The 17,953-nt window shown below is 59.5% G+C and carries 18 protein-coding genes; 10 read left to right on the forward strand and 8 right to left on the reverse strand.

Annotation, left to right across the window (positions count from 1 at the left end; all coding sequences use genetic code 11):
- Positions 1 to 99: 99 nt before the first annotated feature.
- Complete coding sequence (locus ACERIM_RS04400) at positions 100 to 261, reverse strand: preprotein translocase subunit Sec61beta (protein ID WP_006180413.1); 162 nt, start codon at positions 259 to 261, stop codon at positions 100 to 102.
- Positions 262 to 470: 209 nt separating this feature from the next.
- On the opposite strand from ACERIM_RS04400, the gene ACERIM_RS04405 reads away from it, so the two are divergent.
- On the forward strand, positions 471 to 740 hold the full coding sequence (locus ACERIM_RS04405; protein WP_006648078.1) for a co-chaperone YbbN: 270 nt from the start codon (positions 471 to 473) through the stop codon (positions 738 to 740).
- Positions 741 to 841: 101 nt separating this feature from the next.
- Here ACERIM_RS04405 and npdG read toward each other — a convergent pair whose 3' ends face one another.
- Both npdG and ACERIM_RS04415 read right to left on the reverse strand, forming a co-directional pair.
- A complete protein-coding gene (npdG, locus tag ACERIM_RS04410; RefSeq protein ID WP_006648077.1) occupies positions 842 to 1,510 on the reverse strand; it encodes an NADPH-dependent F420 reductase in 669 nt (222 codons plus the stop codon).
- A 105-nt stretch (positions 1,511 to 1,615) separates the two neighbouring features.
- Positions 1,616 to 1,873 (reverse strand): hypothetical protein, encoded by a 258-nt coding sequence (locus tag ACERIM_RS04415; protein WP_373631456.1) that lies wholly within the window; start codon positions 1,871 to 1,873, stop codon positions 1,616 to 1,618.
- 98 nt (positions 1,874 to 1,971) lie between these two features.
- On the opposite strand from ACERIM_RS04415, the gene ACERIM_RS04420 reads away from it, so the two are divergent.
- The 6 genes from ACERIM_RS04420 to ACERIM_RS04445 all read left to right on the forward strand — a co-directional run bounded on the left by ACERIM_RS04420 (position 1,972) and on the right by ACERIM_RS04445 (position 8,288).
- Positions 1,972 to 2,802 (forward strand): glycerophosphodiester phosphodiesterase, encoded by an 831-nt coding sequence (locus tag ACERIM_RS04420; protein ID WP_373631458.1) that lies wholly within the window; start codon positions 1,972 to 1,974, stop codon positions 2,800 to 2,802.
- A gap of 204 nt (positions 2,803 to 3,006) precedes the next feature.
- A complete protein-coding gene (locus ACERIM_RS04425; RefSeq protein WP_373631459.1) occupies positions 3,007 to 5,475 on the forward strand; it encodes a cbb3-type cytochrome c oxidase subunit I in 2,469 nt (822 codons plus the stop codon).
- A gap of 115 nt (positions 5,476 to 5,590) precedes the next feature.
- Positions 5,591 to 6,358, forward strand: a complete 768-nt coding sequence (locus ACERIM_RS04430; protein ID WP_373631461.1) for a Nif3-like dinuclear metal center hexameric protein — start codon at positions 5,591 to 5,593, stop codon at positions 6,356 to 6,358.
- Between the two features lie 129 nt (positions 6,359 to 6,487).
- Positions 6,488 to 6,772, forward strand: a complete 285-nt coding sequence (locus ACERIM_RS04435) for a hypothetical protein (protein WP_373631463.1) — start codon at positions 6,488 to 6,490, stop codon at positions 6,770 to 6,772.
- 93 nt (positions 6,773 to 6,865) lie between these two features.
- Entirely contained in the window at positions 6,866 to 7,120 is a 255-nt protein-coding gene (locus ACERIM_RS04440; protein ID WP_373631464.1) for a hypothetical protein, read from the forward strand.
- A 115-nt stretch (positions 7,121 to 7,235) separates the two neighbouring features.
- A complete protein-coding gene (locus ACERIM_RS04445) occupies positions 7,236 to 8,288 on the forward strand; it encodes a deoxyhypusine synthase (protein ID WP_373631466.1) in 1,053 nt (350 codons plus the stop codon).
- 18 nt (positions 8,289 to 8,306) lie between these two features.
- On the opposite strand, the gene ACERIM_RS04450 is transcribed toward ACERIM_RS04445, so the two are convergent.
- Positions 8,307 to 8,741 carry a pyridoxamine 5'-phosphate oxidase family protein gene (locus ACERIM_RS04450; RefSeq protein WP_373631468.1) on the reverse strand — a complete coding sequence of 145 codons (435 nt, stop codon included), beginning with the start codon at positions 8,739 to 8,741 and terminating at the stop codon, positions 8,307 to 8,309.
- A 106-nt stretch (positions 8,742 to 8,847) separates the two neighbouring features.
- Here ACERIM_RS04450 and ACERIM_RS04455 point away from each other — a divergent pair, with 106 nt between their 5' ends.
- Complete coding sequence (locus ACERIM_RS04455) at positions 8,848 to 11,154, forward strand: PAS domain S-box protein (protein ID WP_373631469.1); 2,307 nt, start codon at positions 8,848 to 8,850, stop codon at positions 11,152 to 11,154.
- A 26-nt stretch (positions 11,155 to 11,180) separates the two neighbouring features.
- Here ACERIM_RS04455 and ACERIM_RS04460 read toward each other — a convergent pair whose 3' ends face one another.
- Positions 11,181 to 11,858: a glycosyltransferase family 2 protein gene (locus ACERIM_RS04460; protein ID WP_373631470.1), complete on the reverse strand. Its 678-nt coding sequence runs from the start codon at positions 11,856 to 11,858 to the stop codon at positions 11,181 to 11,183.
- 250 nt (positions 11,859 to 12,108) lie between these two features.
- On the opposite strand from ACERIM_RS04460, the gene ACERIM_RS04465 reads away from it, so the two are divergent.
- Entirely contained in the window at positions 12,109 to 12,315 is a 207-nt protein-coding gene (locus tag ACERIM_RS04465; protein ID WP_006180396.1) for a hypothetical protein, read from the forward strand.
- A 218-nt stretch (positions 12,316 to 12,533) separates the two neighbouring features.
- On the opposite strand, the gene ACERIM_RS04470 is transcribed toward ACERIM_RS04465, so the two are convergent.
- Genes ACERIM_RS04470 through ACERIM_RS04480 form a run of 3 tightly spaced genes read right to left on the reverse strand, consistent with a single transcriptional unit; the run spans position 12,534 to position 16,330 of the window.
- The gene (locus tag ACERIM_RS04470; RefSeq protein ID WP_373631471.1) at positions 12,534 to 13,508 is read right to left on the reverse strand and encodes a hypothetical protein; all 975 of its coding nucleotides are present in this window, start codon (positions 13,506 to 13,508) and stop codon (positions 12,534 to 12,536) included.
- The gene (locus ACERIM_RS04475) at positions 13,505 to 15,298 is read right to left on the reverse strand and encodes a hypothetical protein (RefSeq protein WP_373631472.1); all 1,794 of its coding nucleotides are present in this window, start codon (positions 15,296 to 15,298) and stop codon (positions 13,505 to 13,507) included. The genes ACERIM_RS04470 and ACERIM_RS04475 overlap by 4 nt, the downstream gene beginning before the upstream one ends.
- A complete protein-coding gene (locus ACERIM_RS04480; protein ID WP_373631474.1) occupies positions 15,299 to 16,330 on the reverse strand; it encodes a hypothetical protein in 1,032 nt (343 codons plus the stop codon).
- A 176-nt stretch (positions 16,331 to 16,506) separates the two neighbouring features.
- Here ACERIM_RS04480 and ACERIM_RS04485 point away from each other — a divergent pair, with 176 nt between their 5' ends.
- Positions 16,507 to 17,757 carry a DNA cytosine methyltransferase gene (locus ACERIM_RS04485; RefSeq protein ID WP_373631475.1) on the forward strand — a complete coding sequence of 417 codons (1,251 nt, stop codon included), beginning with the start codon at positions 16,507 to 16,509 and terminating at the stop codon, positions 17,755 to 17,757.
- Positions 17,758 to 17,953: the final 196 nt, after the last annotated feature.

Here is a 17,953-nt window from a genome sequence, read left to right on the forward strand (position 1 = left end):
GCCCAGTTTGGCCACCGTGGCCGATCGCGTCCCGTCCGCGAGGGGTCCCGGCGGTGCCACGGCTACTCGAGGCAGTGCTGAAAGAAAGCGGGCAGCGCGCTACGAGACGAGCGTCAGCAGCTGGACTACGACGCCCAGCATGACGCCGAAGGCGATGACCGTCTTCGGGTCGATTCGGATGGCGTTCGAGTCCTCGGAGTCGAAGTACCGGACCAATCCGGCACTGGACATCAGCCCGCCGGTGTTCTGTCCTTTGTCCATACCCGTTCCTATGTCCCCCCGGAACTAAACCTTTCGACCGACTCCGGCCCGCGCTTTCGGGCGGGTTCGCTCGAGGCAGGGATTCCGTCTCTCGGCGGCTGCCCGCTCCGGTTCCGGCCGATGTCGTCCTCGCTCGCGTCACCGATCCCGGCAATCGGTTATCGGTGGGAAACCCTTATGCGCGGCGCGTGGCAACTAGCGATGACCGCATGACTGTCACACTGAAGGATTTCTACGCGGACTGGTGTGGCCCCTGCAAGACCCAGGACCCGATCCTCGAAGAGCTCGAGGACGACTGGGAGGGCCGATTCGAAGTCGAGAAGGTAAACGTCGACGAACAACAGGACGTCGCCAACGAGTACCAGGTTCGCTCGCTCCCGACCCTGATCATCGAGAACGACGACGGCATCGTCGAGCGCTTCGTCGGCGTCACCCAGCGCGACGACATCGAGGACGCCCTCGAGTCGGCCGGCGCGTAGGGACGATCACCGGTTTCTCGCGGCTTCGACCGCCGATAGTTCCGACTCTCCGCTCGTCTCGGTCGAATCCAGGCGTCACACCGAGCCGCTGGCGGCCCAGCTCAGATCCACTTGACGCCGACGTCGTGCATGTCCTCGTTGTACTTCGCGATGTTGATGACAAGCGGCGTGACGCTCTCGACTTCCGCGGCGTTGGCAAGCGGCCCGGCCTCGAGCGCGCGCAGGCCGTCAATCTCGTTGGCGACCGTCAGGACGGTCGCTTTGGCGTCGTCGTCGTCGGCGACGACGAGCGTATCGAGGTCCAGATCGTCCTCGAGGTTCGAGAGGGCGTCGGCCGCGAGGTTGTGGAAGGCACCGACGACCGGCACCTCGTCGGGTGCCCGCTGTGCGACGAGTTCGGTGACGCTGCCGGCGTCGGGCGGGTGGTAGTGCAGGCCGTCCTCGTCGCCCTGCATCCCGACCGCGGGGGTCACGAGGATCGAGTCCGAATCGAGGCTGTCCGCGACCGCCTCGACGGTGTCACCGACGTAGTACGGCGGGACGCTGAGGATGACGATATCGGCGCGGTCGGCCGCCATCTCGTTGTCGAAACCCTTCAGCTCGGCGTCAGCATCGCGGGCTTCGAGTTCGGCCTCGTAGTCCGCGACCGCGTCGCGGGCCTTTTCGGGGTCGCGCGAGCCGATGAGGATCTCGTGGCTCGTATCGCGTGCAAAGCGCAACGCGAGTCCTTCGCCGATGTCGCCCGTGCCGCCAAGTAGTGCGATTCGCATACCAACGTCTCCGGACGGCACCCGAATAAAAGGGCCGGAGCGCGGCCGATCTCGCCGGGTTCTCGGACGCCGGCGAGTCCGCCGTAGACGGCCGCAATCGCACCGCTACGGCGCGTCGTCTTCTGCCGGGTTCATCGCCGACCCCAGCCCGCCGTCGTAGGCGTCGCGCTCTCGCACCTCGCGGATCCGCTGTGCGAGGCGGCGCTCGAGGGCCGTCCGCCGGTCCTCGTCGACATCGGGGTTGTTCGCCAGGTCCCGGACGTCTTGCCGGTCGGTCCGCAGGACCGACACGGCGTCCTCGGTCTCGAGGTCGGCGGCGCGCTCCAGCGCGCGTTCGACGTCCGCAAGCGTGGGTTCGGTCATACCGGCGATTGGCGGGGCACACGCATCAACGCCGGGCCGGGAACTGCCACGTCGTCCCGTAGCGCAGTTTACATTAGCCGCCCCGTTCACGATTCGGTATGGTCCGCCCTGCCGTCATTGCCCACCGCGGCTACGCCGGCGTCGCGCCCGAAAACACGATCGCCGCTGCCGAACGCGCCGCCGAACGCGACGAGACGGCAATGCTCGAGATCGACGTCCGACCGGCCGCCTGTGGGACCCCGGTCGTCGTCCACGACGAGCGCCTCGACGGGACCCGCGACGGCCGCCCCCTGACCGACGCGACCGGACTCGTCCGTGAGACGCCGCTCGAGGACCTCCGAGCGACGCGAGTGCTGGGAACCGACGCGACGATCCCCTCTCTCGCCGCCCTGCTCGAGGCGGTCCCCGAGTCGGTCGGGGTCAACGTCGAACTGAAGAGTCCGGGCACCGCCGATCTGCGAACCGGCGAGGCACTGTCCCCGGACGAACGCGACCGGCGTCGCCGGACGTGGCGGCCGTTCGTCGAACGCGTCGTCGCCGACTGCGAGGCCTTCGGCGGCGACCTGCTGTTTTCCTCGTTCTGTGAGGGCGCGATCGCGGCGCTGCGCGAGGTCGCCGACTACGCCGCCGCCCCGCTTGTCGGCACGGACCTCGCGGCCGGCCTCGAGATCGCGAGCCGATACGACTGCGAGGCGATTCACCCGCCCCACACCGCGATTCTCGACCCCGAGTCGGACGAGCCGGCGACGGTCGGGGACGCGAACGACGGCTCCGGGGTCGCCCTCCTCGAGCGGGCCCACGAGGCGGGGCGGGCGGTCAACGTCTGGACGGTGCGAACCTGGGTCCAGTTCGACCGGCTCGCGGCCGCCGGCGTCGACGGGATCATCGCCGACTACCCGGGGTTGGAACCGGCCGCCGACGACCGATAGCGCCGTCGTCCCGCGAACGGCCGTCGACCGCTACAAGTATCGCCTGCAGGCGCACCGGACACTTTGATACGACGAATCGTACTGAGGTAGCGGTATGGTCTCCGTCGCGCCCTCGCCGTTTCGTCGGTTCCGGCACGTCGCGACCGTTTTCGATCACGTCGCCGTCAGTGATACCGCCCGACGGATCGATCGGGAGGTGACCCGATGAGCGATTTCCCGCCGCGAACGACGGTCAAGCGGTGGCTGGTTACGACCAACCACAAGGACGTCGGCATCCTCTATCTGGTGACGGCGATTTTCTTCCTCCTGGCTGGCGGGATCCTCGCGTTGCTGTTCCGCGCACACCTGTGGAAAGCCGGCGGTACCGGCCTCCTGACGAACACCCAGTACAATCAGTCGGTCTCGATCCACGGCCTCCTGATGGTGTTCTGGTTCATCTCGCCGCTCGGCTTCGCGTTCGCGAACTACCTCGTCCCCTTACAGATCGGCGCGAACGATCTGGCGTTTCCCCGGCTGAACGCGTTGAGCTACTGGTTTTACCTGTTCTCGGGACTTCTCGTCCTGTTCTCGTTCTTCCAGGGGACGACGTGGGCCAACGGCTGGTATATGTATGCCCCGCTGAACGTCCCGATCTACAACCCCGGCTACACGCTGACGATGGGTGGGAACACGACGATCCTCGCCCTGACGCTGTTCGTCATGTCGACGACTCTTAGCACGGTGAACTTCCTGACGACGATCCACACCCGTCGCGCCGAGGGGCTCGGGCTCTGGAACATGCCGCTGTTCACGTGGGGGACGCTCCTGACGGTCTGGATGATGCTGTTTGCCTTCGCGGCGCTGTTGGCCGCGCTGATTCTGCTGTTGACCGACCGGCTCCTGTTGACCCAATATTTCGGCACCGATCAGGGCTCGAGCCTGCTGTGGGGCCACATCTTTTGGTTCTTCGGCCATCCGGAGGTGTACATCGTCTTCTTCCCCGCGTTGGGGATCATGTTCGAGACCGTCCAGACGTTTACGGGCCGGCGGTTAGTCGGCCGCAAGTGGGTCATCATCGCGATGGTGCTGGTCGCGGTCCAGTCCTTTCTCGTCTGGATGCATCACATGTTCCTGACGACGATCAACCTCCCGATCAAGACGCTGTTTATGGCCACGACCATCGGGATTTCGCTGCCGTTCGATCTGATGGTGTTTTCGTTGATCTACACCATGGTCAAGGGCCGCGTGCGGTTTACCACGCCGTTTCTCTTCACGATGGGGGCGCTCGTGTTGTTCATCATCGGCGGCATCACGGGCGTGTTCCTCGGTGCGGTCGTGTTAGACTACGAGTTCCGTGGCACCTACTGGGTCGTCGCCCACTTCCACTACGTGATGGTCGCCGGAGTCACGGCGCTGATCGGCGGCCTCTACTACTGGTGGCCGAAGATGACCGGGAAGATGTACTCCGAGCGACTCGGGAAACTCAGCTTCGCCGTCTACTTCTTCGGCTTCAACCTGCTGTATTTCCCGATGTTCATCGCCTGGGAGACGCCCCGGCGGGTCTTTCACTACGGCGAGGGCGCACAGCTCTATCACCAGCTGGCGACCGTCGGCGCGTTCGTCCTCGGGACGTCGGTCCTGTTGGTTCTCGTCACGCTCGGGAAGAGTCTGATCTCGGGGCCCGACGCGCCCGATAACCCGTGGGCGTACGCCCGGACCGCCGAGTGGGCGACGACCTCGCCGCCGCCGCTCGAGAACTGGCCCGACCGCCCCAGCTACGCCTCCGGCACGCTCGAGTTCGTCGACGACACGACGGCGGCCGATGGCGGGGCAGCCACCCACGAACGGGCCGATCAGATCGACTCGCTCGAGGGGGATCACGAGGACCACGCGAGCATCTGGCCGTTCGGAATCGGCCTCGGGATGTTCGTCACGTTCCTGGGATTGTCCGGGCTGACGCCGTATGTGGCCTCGTTCGCGGCCGAACGCGGGGCGGAGTTTTCCGGTTCGGTTGCCGGCTCACAGACCGTCATCTACCCCGTGGTCTCGGTGATCGGCGTCGCGATCCTCGGCTACTCGCTCTTCGAGTACGGCCGCGAGCGGTTCGACGCACCCGAGATGGTGATCGCCGAACGCTGGCCGTTCGAGGGCGTCGGGACGACCAAGACCGGCGTCTGGTTCTTCCTCGCCTCGGACGTGGTCGTCTTCGGTGCCGTCATCGGGGCGTATATCTTCATGCGGATCCACAACGGCTGGGGGAGCTTCGAGACCGTCCCGCCGTCGGCGACCATCGGCCTGGTCAACACCTACGTCCTGCTGACCTCGAGTTTCACGGTCGTGCTGGCGCTGGTGATGGCCGAACGCGAGAACAAGCGCGGCCTGCTGGCGTCGATGGGTGCCACGCTCGCGCTCGGGCTCCTGTTTCTCGGCATCAAGGGCTACGAGTGGAGCTACGAGTTCTCCCACGGGATCTACTGGTTCTCCGATCTCGAGTACTCGCTGTATTTCGTCACGACCGGGCTGCACGCCTTCCACGTCATCCTCGGGCTGCTCATTGCCGCGTTCATGATCTATCGGACCCTCTCGGTCGACGCCTACCTCACGGATCACCGGCCGGTGGAGTACTTCGGGCTCTACTGGCACTTCGTCGACATCGTCTGGGTGTTCCTGTTCCCGATCTTCTATCTGCTGTAGCGGGCCCCGCCGACTGTTTTCGATCCACACTCGATCCGCCCGACTCGAGCCGGGGTCCGCTGTGGGACGGTCGGAACCAGCCGGATACAAGGCGATCACCGCCGAACGAACGGCTATGCAACTCTCGAGCGTCGTCGATCGACTCGACGAGGAACTGCGCACCGCCGACTACGCCGACGTCGACGCCAGCGCGAACGGACTCCAGATCGGCCCCGAGGAAGCCGAGATCGAACGGGTCGCGTTCGCCGTCGACGGCGTCCAGGAGACGTTCGATCGGGCGATCGACGCCGACGCGGACCTGCTGGTCGTCCACCACGGGCTCTCGTGGGGCGGTTTCGACCGCGTGACCGGCCGGACCTACGACCGGATTGCGCCGCTGATCGAGAACGACCTCGCGCTGTACGTCTCCCATCTCCCGCTGGACGGCCACCCGGAACTGGGCAACGCCGCCGGCGTCGCCGACCTGCTCGACCTCGAGAACCGCGCGCCCTTCGGCGAACTCGGGCCCGAGCATATCGGCCAGCGCGGGACGGCGGCCGACCCCTACGCGCCTGCTGACCTGCGGGACCGCCTCGAGTCGGCCCTCGAGACCGGCGGCCAGTCGGTCCAGCACCTCGACTTCGGCCCCGACGAGATCGCGGACGTGGCGATCGTCACCGGCAGCGGCACCGACTGGCTCGACGAGGCCGTCGCCGCCGGCGCGGACGCGCTCGTTACTGGCGAGGGGAAACAGGCGGTCTACCACGAGGCCCGAGAATCGGGGATCCACGTCGTACTGGCGGGCCACTACGCGACGGAGACGTTCGGCGTTCGGGCCGTTCAGGAGCTGGTCGAAGAGTGGGGCCTCGAGACGACGTACCTCGAGGTCCCGACGGGGCTCTGACCGCCGTCCGTCGATAGGAGACCCGCACCTGTCGGAACCAATGCGTGAGCCGACGAACCGATCCCAATCGGCAGTTGCGAACGCGGACGCGGCCATACTTTTTCGTTCGAGCGGCCGGCATTCGTGTCTATGGAGATTCATATCGAGGAGTTCTTTTCCGAACCGGGCGGCTGGGAGGAGGCGCGGGTATCCATCGGTAGTTCGCTCGCCTTCTTCGGGATCTATGCGTGCTTCGAACTCCTGTACGACAGCGGTTCGCTCCCGTTGCTGGTTCTCGGTGGCGCGACGGCGCTGTCTGGTATCGCGGAACTGTTGCCGACGAACCGACGGCGATCCGCGATCGTCCTCCGGGTAACGGCGATCGTGCTGCTCGTCGCGCTGATCGCGACGGCGCTGCGCTCGCTGCTGTCGTGATTCGACTCGAGGCCGGTCGACGCGTCCGGGATGGGTAAAATCCCTCTTTCAGGTATCCCTACCGTTATGTCACGACCGTCGAAACGACGCCTCGTGACTTCACCATCGACGCCACTCTCGGTTTCGACCTACGTGGAAGACGGTGCCAGAATCGCCGCGATCCTCCTCCTCTGGGGCGCTATCGCCGCCGTTTTCGCCTACGGAATCGGCAACGTCGGCGGCCCCGGCAGCCTCTTCACGGCGATCGGCCCGCAATTCGGTGCGCTCTTCGCGCTGACCGGACTGCTCAACGCCGTTCTCTATCTCCTGTATCGCACCGTCGACTACTGGCAGCGGGTCGCCGCGTAGCCCCTCGAGTCCGTGGACCGCTAAAGGGAAATTGCGGCCACCTCTCGAGCCGTCGACGGCCCACGAAACGACGCGAATCGCGACGTTGAAACCGCTGGCCCGCGGACGCGTGGACATGAGCGACGACCACGATCACGACGGCGAGGCGGACGGTCACCACGAGCCCGAGCGGGAGACGTTCTCGCACGACCCTGTCGGCCACGCCGAGGTCCGGGCGGGGATGACCGTCGGCGAACTCGCCGACGAGTACGGGGACGCCGGCGTCGGCGCGGCCGATCTCCACGAGGCCGTCGACGTCACCGAGTCGATGTTCGACGACGACGTGACCGTCTTCTTCGGCCTCGCGGGCGCGATGGTTCCGACGGGGATGCGCGCGATCGTCGCCGACCTGATACGGGACGGTTACATCGACGTCCTCGTGACGACCGGCGCGAACCTCACCCACGATTCCATCGAGGCCATCGGCGGCAAACACCACCACGGCGCGGTCCACGCCGAGGGCAAAACCGAGCGCGAACACGACGAGACCCTGCGCGATGAGGGCGTCGACCGCATCTACAACGTCTATCTCCCACAGGAGTTCTTCGCCGACTTCGAGTCGCATCTCCGCGAGGAGGTCTTCCCCGTCCTCGAGGCCGAGTGCGAGGAGGAGGGGGCCGTCTCGATCCAGCGGCTCACCGAGGAACTCGGTCGGGCCAACGCCGAGATCAACGAGCGAGAGGACGTCGACGAAGACGCTGGCATCGCCGCCGCGGCCTACGAGAACGACGTGCCGATCTACTGTCCGGCTGTCCAGGACTCCGTGCTGGGCCTGCAGGCGTGGATGTACTCCCAGACCGGTGCGTTCACCTTGGACGCGCTTGCCGACATGACGCCGCTGACCGACATCGCCTTCGAGGCCGAGGAGGCCGGCGCGTTCGTCGTCGGCGGCGGCGTCCCGAAGAACTTCACCCTCCAGACGATGCTGGTCTCGCCCGACGCCTACGACTACGCCGTCCAACTCACGATGGACCCCAAACAGACCGGCGGCCTCTCCGGCGCGACGTTAGACGAGGCCCGCTCGTGGGGCAAACTCGAGAAGGACGCCGACAACGTCTCGGTCTACGCCGACGCGACGATCACGCTGCCACTGGTAGTCGCGGCCGCGCGGGAACGGCTCGAGAGCTAGTGACGCAACTGCCGGCGCTCACTCGAGGTCGTCGTCGTAGGTCCGGACGGTCGCCGAGCCGACGTCGATCCGGACGAGCCGGTTGTCGGCGTAGGCGTCCTGATCGGCATCGTACTTCGCGTTGATCCGGCGGCGGGCCGCGTCGGTTTCGTCTGCGTCCTCGACGACCGTCGCCGTCCCCAGCAGCGTCACCATCCATCGTGCGTGACCCCCCTCGTCCTGCTGGATCGAGAGCGCGACTCGCGGGTTCTCCCTGACGTTCGCCAACTTCCGTCCCGTCGTGACGAGTTCGACGATTTCCTCGTCGGCGAGATAGTGGTACCAAACCGGGGCGACGTGCGGTCGTCCCCCGACGCAGGTGCCCAGATGGGCCATCAGCGGCTCGCTCTCGAGCAGTCGCTCGGCCGCCGGTGAAACGGTAGACACGCCCGAAGTGCCTACCGAGAGCGACATAAGGGGGCCGCATGGCGGTGCCGGGTGCGGTCCGGTCGTGCCCTCGATTGCCACACCGCTTATTAGCTCATCGTTCCTTGACGGTACGTATTCAGGAGCCTCTGTCATGACCCGACCGACCGCCGCTGCGGCCGAGGCGGAGCCAGCGACCGCCGAGATCACCGTCTGCTACGTCGACCCGGAGCCGACGGCCACCGAAGTCCCGACCGCACTCGAACGGGCGAGCGACCGCCTCGTCGTCGAATCCGTCGCGTCCAAGGACGCGGCGCTGGCCCGACTCGAGTCGGCCGCCGTCGACTGTCTCGTGTGCCGATCGGCCGGAGACGATGTCGGCGACGACACCTTGCTCGCCAGCGCCCGAGCGGAGTGGCCGACGCTGCCGATCTTTCTCGTCGTCGATACGTTCGACGAGGCCGACGCCAGTGCCGCGCTCGAGGCCGGCGCGACCGGCTGTGTCTCCGTCCCAACCGCGGAACACGGGACGCGACTCGCGATACGGATCGAACGCGCGGTCGACGCGGCGACCGAACGTCGCGACCTCGAGGCGGCGGCCGTCCGGTTTCGCGCCCTTACCGAGAACGCTTCCTTCGCAGTAATCACGGCGGGCGATGACGGGACGATCCGGTACGCGAACGACGCGGTCGAGTCGCTGTTCGGGTACGCGAACGACGACCTCGTCGGCGACCGTATTTCGACGCTCGTTCCGGCGAAGTATCGGAACAGCCACCGCGATACGATCGCCCACTACCTGCGGACCGGCGAGCAGACGCTCGACTGGAACTGGGCCGAACTCGATGCGCTCCACGCCGACGGTCACGAAGTACCCGTCGGGGTCTCCTTCGGCGAGGCCGCCGTCTCCGGTGAACACTTCTTTACCGCCGTCATCCGGGACCTCTCCGATCGCAGGCGACTCGAGCGGGAGCGTGAGGCCACGCTCGAGCGGATCGGCGACGCCTTCGTCTCGATCGACCCCGACTGGGCGTTTACCTACGTCAACGACCAGGCGGTCGAACTGTTGGACCGCCCTCGCGAGGAACTGCTCGGGCAATCGCTCGGAACGGCGTTCGAGGCCGTCGCGGGGACCGAGTTCGAGCGCGAACTCGAACACGCCTTCGCCGAACAGACGACGGTCAGTTTCACCCAGTACTTTGCCGCCCTCGAGCGCTGGTTCGAGGTCCGGGCCTACCCCTCCGCGGACGGCCTTTCGATTTTCTTTACCGACGTGACCGATCGGGTGCGGGCCGAGGCGGAACTCGAGGCCAGCATCACGGCGCTGCAGGCCCTATACGACATCTCGACCAGGGCCGACGCGTCGTTAGACGAGAAGGTGCCCGAACTGCTGGAGTTGGGCTGTGAATCGTTGGACCTGTCCTACGGGTTCCTCACCCGGATCGACCTCGACGAGCGGACCCAGACCGTCGTCGAGTCCCGCGGCGATCACCCGCTCCTCCAGCGGGGCGAGTCCTGCCCGCTCGCGGAGGCATACTGCCGGAAGACGATCAAGACCCACGAGCTGGTCACCGTCGGGAACGCGCCCGACGAGGGGTGGACCGACGATCCAGCCTACGACCTGTTCGAACTCGGCAGCTACGTCGGCGCGAAGGTAACCGTCGACGGCTCCATCTGGGGCACCCTCTGTTTCGCCTCGAGCGAGCCCCGCGAGGACGACGGCTTCTCCGAGGCCGAGCGGACGCTGGTCAAGCTGATGGCCAAGTGGGTCAGCTACGAGACCGAACGCCAGCAGTCCCACGAGACCTTGGAGCGTCAGAACGAGCGACTACAGGAGTTCACCAGCGTCGTCTCCCACGACCTGCGGAACCCGCTGAACGTCGCCCAAGGCTCACTCGATCTCGCGCTCGAGGGTGACGACACCGGGCTCGAGGCCTGCGAGGAGGCCCTCGAGCGGATGGAGCAGTTGATCGACGAACTGCTCTCGCTGGCCGAACAGGGTGCGACGACGGCCGACCTCGAGCCGGTCGCGCTGCGCGACCTCGCGACGAAGGCGTGGTCGATGGTCGATACGGGCGACGCCACGCTGGCGTTCGACGGTGCGGGTCGGATCCGGGCCGACCCCGAGCGGCTCCAGCAACTGCTCGAGAACTGCTTTCGGAACGCGCTCGATCACGGGGTGCCCGCCGGGGGCACCAGCGCCGATCTGACGGTGACCGTCGGCGACTGCGAGGGCGGGTTCTACGTCGCCGACACCGGACGCGGCATCCCCGCCGAGGAGCGCGAGTCGGTCTTCGACATCGGGTTTACCACCGCCGAGGAGGGGACCGGGTTCGGGCTGGGAATCGTCAAACGGGTCGCGGAAGCACACGACTGGGACCTCCGGGCGACCGACAGCGACTCGGGCGGCGCACGCTTCGAGATCACCGGCGTCGATACGCCGCGTCCTGCCGGCTCGAGGTGAGACCCCGGCGTCGTCGCCGTTCGCGTTCACTGGGCCGCTCGAAGCCGCTCGAGGTCGAGTCGCAGGTAGTGGCCCAGCGTCCCGGTCAGCCCCAGGTCGGCGATCCGGCGGCCGGAGTTCTCGACCAGCACGGTCCGCCGGTAGCCGATCGGATAGCGGGCGGCCAGCAGCCGGCTGAACGCCGTGTCCTCGTTTGGGACGTCGGGAAAACCGCCGACGTCCTCGAACGCCCGCCGGTGGACCAGACAGCTGAACCCGGGTAGGATCGGTCGCTCGAGCCGCGAGAAGCCGTGGTTGATCGTCGCTTCCATGAGCTTCGCCCGCCGCGGCCCGGTGATCCGGCAGTAGGAACTGGCCGCCGCCAATCCCTCGCGTTCGGCGAATCCCAATAGCTCGGTCAGATACGTCGCCCGGACCCGCGTGTCGGCGTCGATGAAGGCCAGCCACTCGCCGGCGGCGCGCTCGGCCCCGAGGTTCCGGGCCGCGGCGATGCTGTCGCCGCCCTCCTGTAGCACCGCCGCGTCGTACTCGCGGGCGATCTCGGGGGTGTCGTCGCTCGAGTCGCCGTCGACGACCAACACCTCGTACTCGTAGGCGGTGTCCAGCGCGGCCAGACTCGCGAGGGCTCCCCGAAGATAGTCGCCCTCGTTTCGCGCCGGTACCACGAAACTGACATCGACCGCGTCGTCTCCAGCGCCCGTCATCGTGCTACTCGAGCCCTCTCTGGGGCGGCTTCTCAAGCTATCGGAGTCCGACCGCCCAGTGAGTGCCCTGGGAACACGCCCCGCGAGGGTTGATTTCACTCTTCGGCTCCCGGAGAGCAGGTCTATCACGAACTTTTATAATCATGGGGTTGGTATGGTGGGGTAAGCAATGTCGGTCGTACACGTACGCGCCTGAATCAGTCGCTGCCGACGAGTACCGATTTTCGACGACATCCACAACCCGACCGACATGAGTACCCAACACCTCACCCAACCCGACGCCGAACCGACGCCCAACCGCACCCGACCCACACCCTCGAGTACGCTCGAGGACCCCCGGACCGCGACCGACCGCGCCCCGCGGACGTTCTCCCACCGCGACGGGGGCCGACTCGAGAACCTGATCGACGAGTGGAACTCGGCCTTCGCCAACGCCGGCGGCGACGAAGCGGCGTAACCGCTCGAGCGAACCCTAATCCAAACCGTCTTTGAAGCGACGCGCGTAGCCTCGCGTGGCCGATGACGATCCACTCGCTCCGAACCGGACTCGGCACCCGGTGGTGACGAGCCCTATGAGTGCCGAGGCCATCGATTTACATGTAGCACTTCATCAAATTCATCAAATAACTCTTCTGTCTCTTAGATGATTTTCAATTTACTTGACGGCGCGAGCAATCACATCGATACTGTATCTATATACAACTCGTCTATGCCAGTCGAGTAAGAGTCGTAATTATATTCGCCCGGGACAGAGTATGTCATCTGAACCTCAAAATGGTCTCTGGAGGCTTCCCATGCTCCGATTGTCGATAATTTAGTACTCTGTGGTGCGACAACAATATTCCGTTCTGAAATCCTATCTTGTATAATGTTGCTCACCGTGTTTTTAGTCCCGTTTATCGATGCGGCTGGGAATTGGAATGTGTCTACTTCTGGTTGAGATAAGATCATATCTTGCTCGTCTTCATTTCTGTCCAGAAATTCCGGATTTGTTGGTGGGTCACCTATCCCAAGTAATACTTCTGGTGCCTCGAATTCTTCGATTATTTTCTCAGTTCGATCACTCTCAAACCCTGATAGAAGGATTAACGTTGTAGGACGAGTTGATTTGTGAAGCCCTGACTGTCCCAATATATTTCTGATCTTTCTATGTCCTCTACTTAGCCATTGGCCGTGTTCCTTTGGCGATATGTAGAATATCTTAGGACTATCTGGTTTAAATCGGCGATATAGCAAATTCAGGAGAATTAAAAGAGTCTCTTTACTAAAACATGTTGAGTCAATACTAGCCTGTACTGAGGAGTCTTGGCCAGAATTGAATTCCTCCATTTCCCTTTCGAGCGCCCGGAGTTGTTTAACTGGGTCCAACCAACTTCCCCTAGCCACTCGGACCTCATCACAGTGATTTTGGAGTTTATCTTTTAATGATTTCAGATTATCCTTTGTCGATCCGACATCGGGCTCTGATAACAACTCCTCATTCACATACACAATTCCTACTCTGGCATGGTATCCAGAGGAGAGGGCATCAACCGCTGCTGTTGCACGTGGTTCAAACCCTGCACTCACAATGAATAAATCGTCGCTCTCGGTTCCTTGGAGTAGTCCTCCCTGAGATCTGAAATCTCGATAGTTGTATTGTTGGGTCATTGGTTGAAGTCCTCAAGTCCACTCTGTCTTTCATCATCACCTAGCACTCTACGAACAAATTCCTGTGGGTCATTACATCCTTCTTCTAACTGACGCTGAGTGAGACGTATTCTCCCTTGGAAACCTGATGGATCAATCTTGAACTGAGGAGCAAGCCTTCGGTTTAGAATATACCAGTCCTCTCTTCCTCCGCCATCCTTGCTACTATACGTATCCTTTTGGAAATATTGCATAGTTCGCCCGAGTTCAAGCACTGATTTCACTTCAGAGTCTTCGTCTATCTCTTCTCGGACCGTAAACGAGAATATTCGCGGCTCACGCGAATCCTCATCGTGGAGTCGGTTGTAGAACAGTTGGCCAAGCGATTTTATTAATGTAATCAGTTTATCCAGCTGACTGCGCCGCTCTGGCTTCAAATCTTTCTTCATCTTTTCCGGCTCCCCAATCAGCAAGTCTCGAGAATATTCCCGTAGTATCTTATCTTGTATGTTTGGTGGAATTTCCTCCATTTCCTCAATATCAACTCCATTGCTCTTCAACTCTTCCACCATCAAGAAACAGGGGTCAAGGAAATATCGAATCCGTCCAGAAGAAATGTGCACTAAATTCTCAAAGCCTGCGTAACTCTTCCTATTCTTTCTATTTGCTAGTTCCTGAAATAGCCTTGCGCTAGCATACCTATTGATAAAGTCTGAGCGCTCTCCTGGTTGACCTTTTTCTTCCCATTCTCTTTCGACCTGTTTTTTTATCTCCTCTAGTAACTCTTGCTCAAACTCATTCTTCGGAAGAAAATCCTCAATGCTATCTGCAGGGATATCGGACAGTTCTAACCGTTTGTTTGCAATTTCGCTGACTTTTTGAGCGTAGTTACTATCATTCCTAGTGTATATTTCATCAATGGAGACTTCGGTGTAATCATGGGGGATCTCAATTCTTCCTCGCCCTACGGTGTTGAATGTCTCATACCTCTCCTTACTAGAAGAGACTTTCACACAAATTGTTCCCTGATCACGATTTGCGATCCATGTATTGACAACTTGTTGTTGTCGCTTCGTCAGGTGGAACGCATCATCTAGTAGAATATATATTGGTACATTTGGCTGACGTAACAATTTTTGCACGTTCGATATTAGTGGCAGGAGAAAATCGTGATATCCACTTGTTGCTCCTTTATAACGGGCATCGTCTGTGAACGGAACTTTATTGAGATAGTGAGTTACTCTCCGTTTCTCCTCTTCGAAGAGTCTATTCAACCATTTGAGTGGCGAATCTGATCTATTATAATAATCATCTGCCCGGTTCTTTGATGCTGCAATAGAGGCTGTATCAAAGAGATTTGCAGCACGTTTTGCGAATTCTTCTTTATCATCTTGGTTGAGATAATCGCTAGGGAACTGAGTTGATAGTGCTGATGTAACTTCTTCGGCAATCGATAGATTTAGCAAATGTTCAGTAATAACACGGCCCTCAGCATCACTTAGTAGAGTCAATTCTTCCTTATCTATTTCTCCCTTACTACAGGGTGTGTATATCCCGATGTAAGGGTCGTTAGTATCAAAGAATTCTTCAACTCCCCCAGCTTCGATAAATTGACACTGTGGTTCCATATATCGGAGAATGAAACTCTTTCCAGAACCTCTGGATCCCCAAAGGAAGGAGTGCTTCTGCTGATTTATCGCTGAGAAACGCGTGTGCTTCTCAACAAACAAATTTACAATAGTTTCTGGCGGGACTTGGTCTAAGGCGTCAGGGCTATGAACCGTAAATGGGTTCTCAGATATGTTAATCATTCATTCTCCCTCCACTGCCTCCAGTTTTTCCGGACTGAGCCTTTTGTTCTTTTGGAAGAACTTATCGTATATCTCGACGTTGGGGTATCCATCTGCACTAGCGAGTCCCGATATTCCAAGAGTTTCATTTATTTCCTCCTCAATCTCACCCCCCTCACCAATCAAACTTAGTCTCACTTGCATGTTCCTTATGTCAACGAATCCTCTAAACTCTGAAGCACAGTACACCTTCTCGTTATTCATCTTTTCTATTCGACATATTATGTATTCGATGAGGGTGATTTTTCCATCTGTTCCCCTAGATTCGTATTCATCAGGAACAGGGTACCGATCCATGGCACTTTCCTGTGTCAATTCTATATTGACACTGACGGTGTTCCGTCTTGGCTTGGAAACGATCCCCGTTATAGAATCTGCGAACCGCCAATAAATCTCGCTTTCTTCGGGGATGTTCGCCCAAATAGCACTGCCTGCACTCACTCGTTCTTGATTCTCAGAAATTTCGTCTGCAAATCTTAGCAAAGCAGATAACGATCTAGATTTAACCGTGAACGATTCATGGCCAATTGTGACTTCGGTCTTTGTCCGTGGAATTTCCAGTCCGTTCTTTCCATCTCCCGTGTGGGCTTTAACAATCCGACTTACGACACTCTGGATGCCTGTATTAGGGAACGCGAGGTCTTGGATTTCCGCAGCAATTCTTGCAGCCTCGTCTTCGTGCCCAGCTCGTTTGCTTACCATCCCTACGTCATGCCAAATGGCACTTGTGAGAAGCAGATACATGTCCATATAGCTAAGAGAGCCATAGTCATCTGACTCTAACTCCTCACTCAAGAGACAATCTAGTTGGCTAATAACGGACTTTACGTGCTTTTCGCCGTGATCTGTAAACCATCTGCAATTATTTAACACCCATGGATAATATTCCCGCTCTAAATATCTTTTTACGCTTCTGTAGTTGTTTAGTAAAGTATCTGCAGACTCATTCCCTTCATCAGCAACTGATTCTAATGCCCCCTCAAGTGTAGCCATATTTGCATTTATTAGAGATCAAACTCATTTGTTGTCCAAGTCTTGTTGTGGATGTTACTATACCCTTCGATTGACTGTCTAGTAGTATGTGTTTCGGTACTCATAAATTACTTATGAAGAATCCATTTAGGGAGAGTCATCAAACTAAAGTATAGTGACGCAGTTCATTTGACCAGATGAGTTCGGATAGCAAGTTAACTGCTTTGGATCTATTTTGCGGTGCTGGGGGGCTCAGCTTGGGACTTGAGCAGGCTGGAATTGAAGTTGTTGCTGGTGTCGATGCGGACCAACACGCCATTTCCACATACTCTTATAATCATAAGGATAGGGGAATATGCCTTGATCTCACCAAGGCTAATCCCCACAGAGAAATTGCTGAGCAGATACGACAGACGGGATTTGATCCGATGGATATCGATTTGGTGGTTGGTGGCCCTCCTTGTAAAGGATTCTCTCAGGCGAATTCGGTCACGCAGAACCAGGACAACCCGCTTAATGTATTACCAGAGTTGTTCCTTGAAATCGCTGAGAATTTTGATCCGCGTGGAATCATTTTAGAAAACGTTCCTCCGCTTCTAACTATGGAGGAAGGGCAGTATAAAAGAAAAATATTAGACACCCTTCAACAATGGGGGTTCGATACTCGTGTTAAAGTTCTTCACGCTGATGAATATGGTGTTCCCCAATTACGGCGTAGGGTATTTTTCATGGCCTCTTCAAGTGAGTGTCCTCAAATACCAGAAACTACTCACAACCCCGGAGCTAGGGAATATGAAGAATTTGAGCAGGATCCCGAATTGAACGATCCCATCCCTGTGCGGGATGCAATTTATGATCTTCCCCGCCTGCCTAAAGGCGGGGGCGGAAGCGAAGTAATGGAATATGATCCCTGCCAAGAATTCATGACGGAATATGTTAAAAAAATACGTTCTAAGATGGAAGAACCTGTTATCTATAATCATAGAACTACGGTAAACAGAGAGTCAACTTTCCGCCGCTTCAAGTATGTTAGCCAGGGTGGGAATTGGGAAGACATCCCTGCAGAATTAATGTCAAACTATAAGAACAGATCTCAAACCCACGATCATATTTATCGTAGATTAAAGCCAAATATGCCTGCATATACTGTTGCTAACTTCCGAAAGCAAATGATGATCCACCCATTGAAGGATTCTCCAGGACACGAAAGGGAAGGTGACCAAGACAGATTATTGTCTGTTCGTGAGGCAGCTCGACTTCAGTCATTCCCTGACCATTATCGGTTCGTGGGTGGGTCGTTCAATGCTCGCCAGCAAATGGTTGGCAATGCGGTTCCAGTACGGTTGGCAAAGGCCGTTGGCAAAACTATGGTTAAGACCTTAAGTGGTAGCTCCCCCTCTCTGGGTTTATCGCAGAGTATGAATCCAAGTGGGATGAAGGAGAACTAAAAATGCGATTCAGTTTAAACAAGAGATTCTGGGTGAAGAGTCGGAAGGCTCGAACTGATAGGATCTGGAGTTCAGGGTTCTATTTCAACTGGAATGTCGCCATCTTGGCATGCCATCGAACTTCTTGGATCAGATCATAGACGTACTGGCTGAGACCGCATCCCTGTTCTTCAACTTCTTTCAGCCATTCACCCTT

The sequence above is a fragment of the Natrinema sp. H-ect1 genome, assembly GCF_041821105.1.
Classification (GTDB): Archaea; Halobacteriota; Halobacteria; order Halobacteriales; family Natrialbaceae; genus Natrinema; species Natrinema thermotolerans.

Excerpts from the sequence above, each read along its gene's own strand:
- ACERIM_RS04455 (WP_373631469.1), top strand. The coding sequence starts at position 8,848 with ATGACCCGACCGACCGCCGCTGCGGCCGAGGCGGAGCCAGCGACCGCC.
- ACERIM_RS04475 (WP_373631472.1), bottom strand. The coding sequence starts at position 15,298 with ATGATTAACATATCTGAGAACCCATTTACGGTTCATAGCCCTGACGCC.
- ACERIM_RS04445 (WP_373631466.1), top strand. The coding sequence starts at position 7,236 with ATGAGCGACGACCACGATCACGACGGCGAGGCGGACGGTCACCACGAG.
- ACERIM_RS04485 (WP_373631475.1), top strand. The coding sequence starts at position 16,507 with ATGAGTTCGGATAGCAAGTTAACTGCTTTGGATCTATTTTGCGGTGCT.
- ACERIM_RS04400 (WP_006180413.1), bottom strand. The coding sequence starts at position 261 with ATGGACAAAGGACAGAACACCGGCGGGCTGATGTCCAGTGCCGGATTG.
- ACERIM_RS04430 (WP_373631461.1), top strand. The coding sequence starts at position 5,591 with ATGCAACTCTCGAGCGTCGTCGATCGACTCGACGAGGAACTGCGCACC.
- npdG (WP_006648077.1), bottom strand. The coding sequence starts at position 1,510 with ATGCGAATCGCACTACTTGGCGGCACGGGCGACATCGGCGAAGGACTC.
- ACERIM_RS04425 (WP_373631459.1), top strand. The coding sequence starts at position 3,007 with ATGAGCGATTTCCCGCCGCGAACGACGGTCAAGCGGTGGCTGGTTACG.
- ACERIM_RS04405 (WP_006648078.1), top strand. The coding sequence starts at position 471 with ATGACTGTCACACTGAAGGATTTCTACGCGGACTGGTGTGGCCCCTGC.
- ACERIM_RS04420 (WP_373631458.1), top strand. The coding sequence starts at position 1,972 with ATGGTCCGCCCTGCCGTCATTGCCCACCGCGGCTACGCCGGCGTCGCG.
- ACERIM_RS04415 (WP_373631456.1), bottom strand. The coding sequence starts at position 1,873 with ATGACCGAACCCACGCTTGCGGACGTCGAACGCGCGCTGGAGCGCGCC.
- ACERIM_RS04465 (WP_006180396.1), top strand. The coding sequence starts at position 12,109 with ATGAGTACCCAACACCTCACCCAACCCGACGCCGAACCGACGCCCAAC.
- ACERIM_RS04480 (WP_373631474.1), bottom strand. The coding sequence starts at position 16,330 with ATGGCTACACTTGAGGGGGCATTAGAATCAGTTGCTGATGAAGGGAAT.
- ACERIM_RS04460 (WP_373631470.1), bottom strand. The coding sequence starts at position 11,858 with ATGACGGGCGCTGGAGACGACGCGGTCGATGTCAGTTTCGTGGTACCG.
- ACERIM_RS04470 (WP_373631471.1), bottom strand. The coding sequence starts at position 13,508 with ATGACCCAACAATACAACTATCGAGATTTCAGATCTCAGGGAGGACTA.
- ACERIM_RS04450 (WP_373631468.1), bottom strand. The coding sequence starts at position 8,741 with ATGTCGCTCTCGGTAGGCACTTCGGGCGTGTCTACCGTTTCACCGGCG.
- ACERIM_RS04435 (WP_373631463.1), top strand. The coding sequence starts at position 6,488 with ATGGAGATTCATATCGAGGAGTTCTTTTCCGAACCGGGCGGCTGGGAG.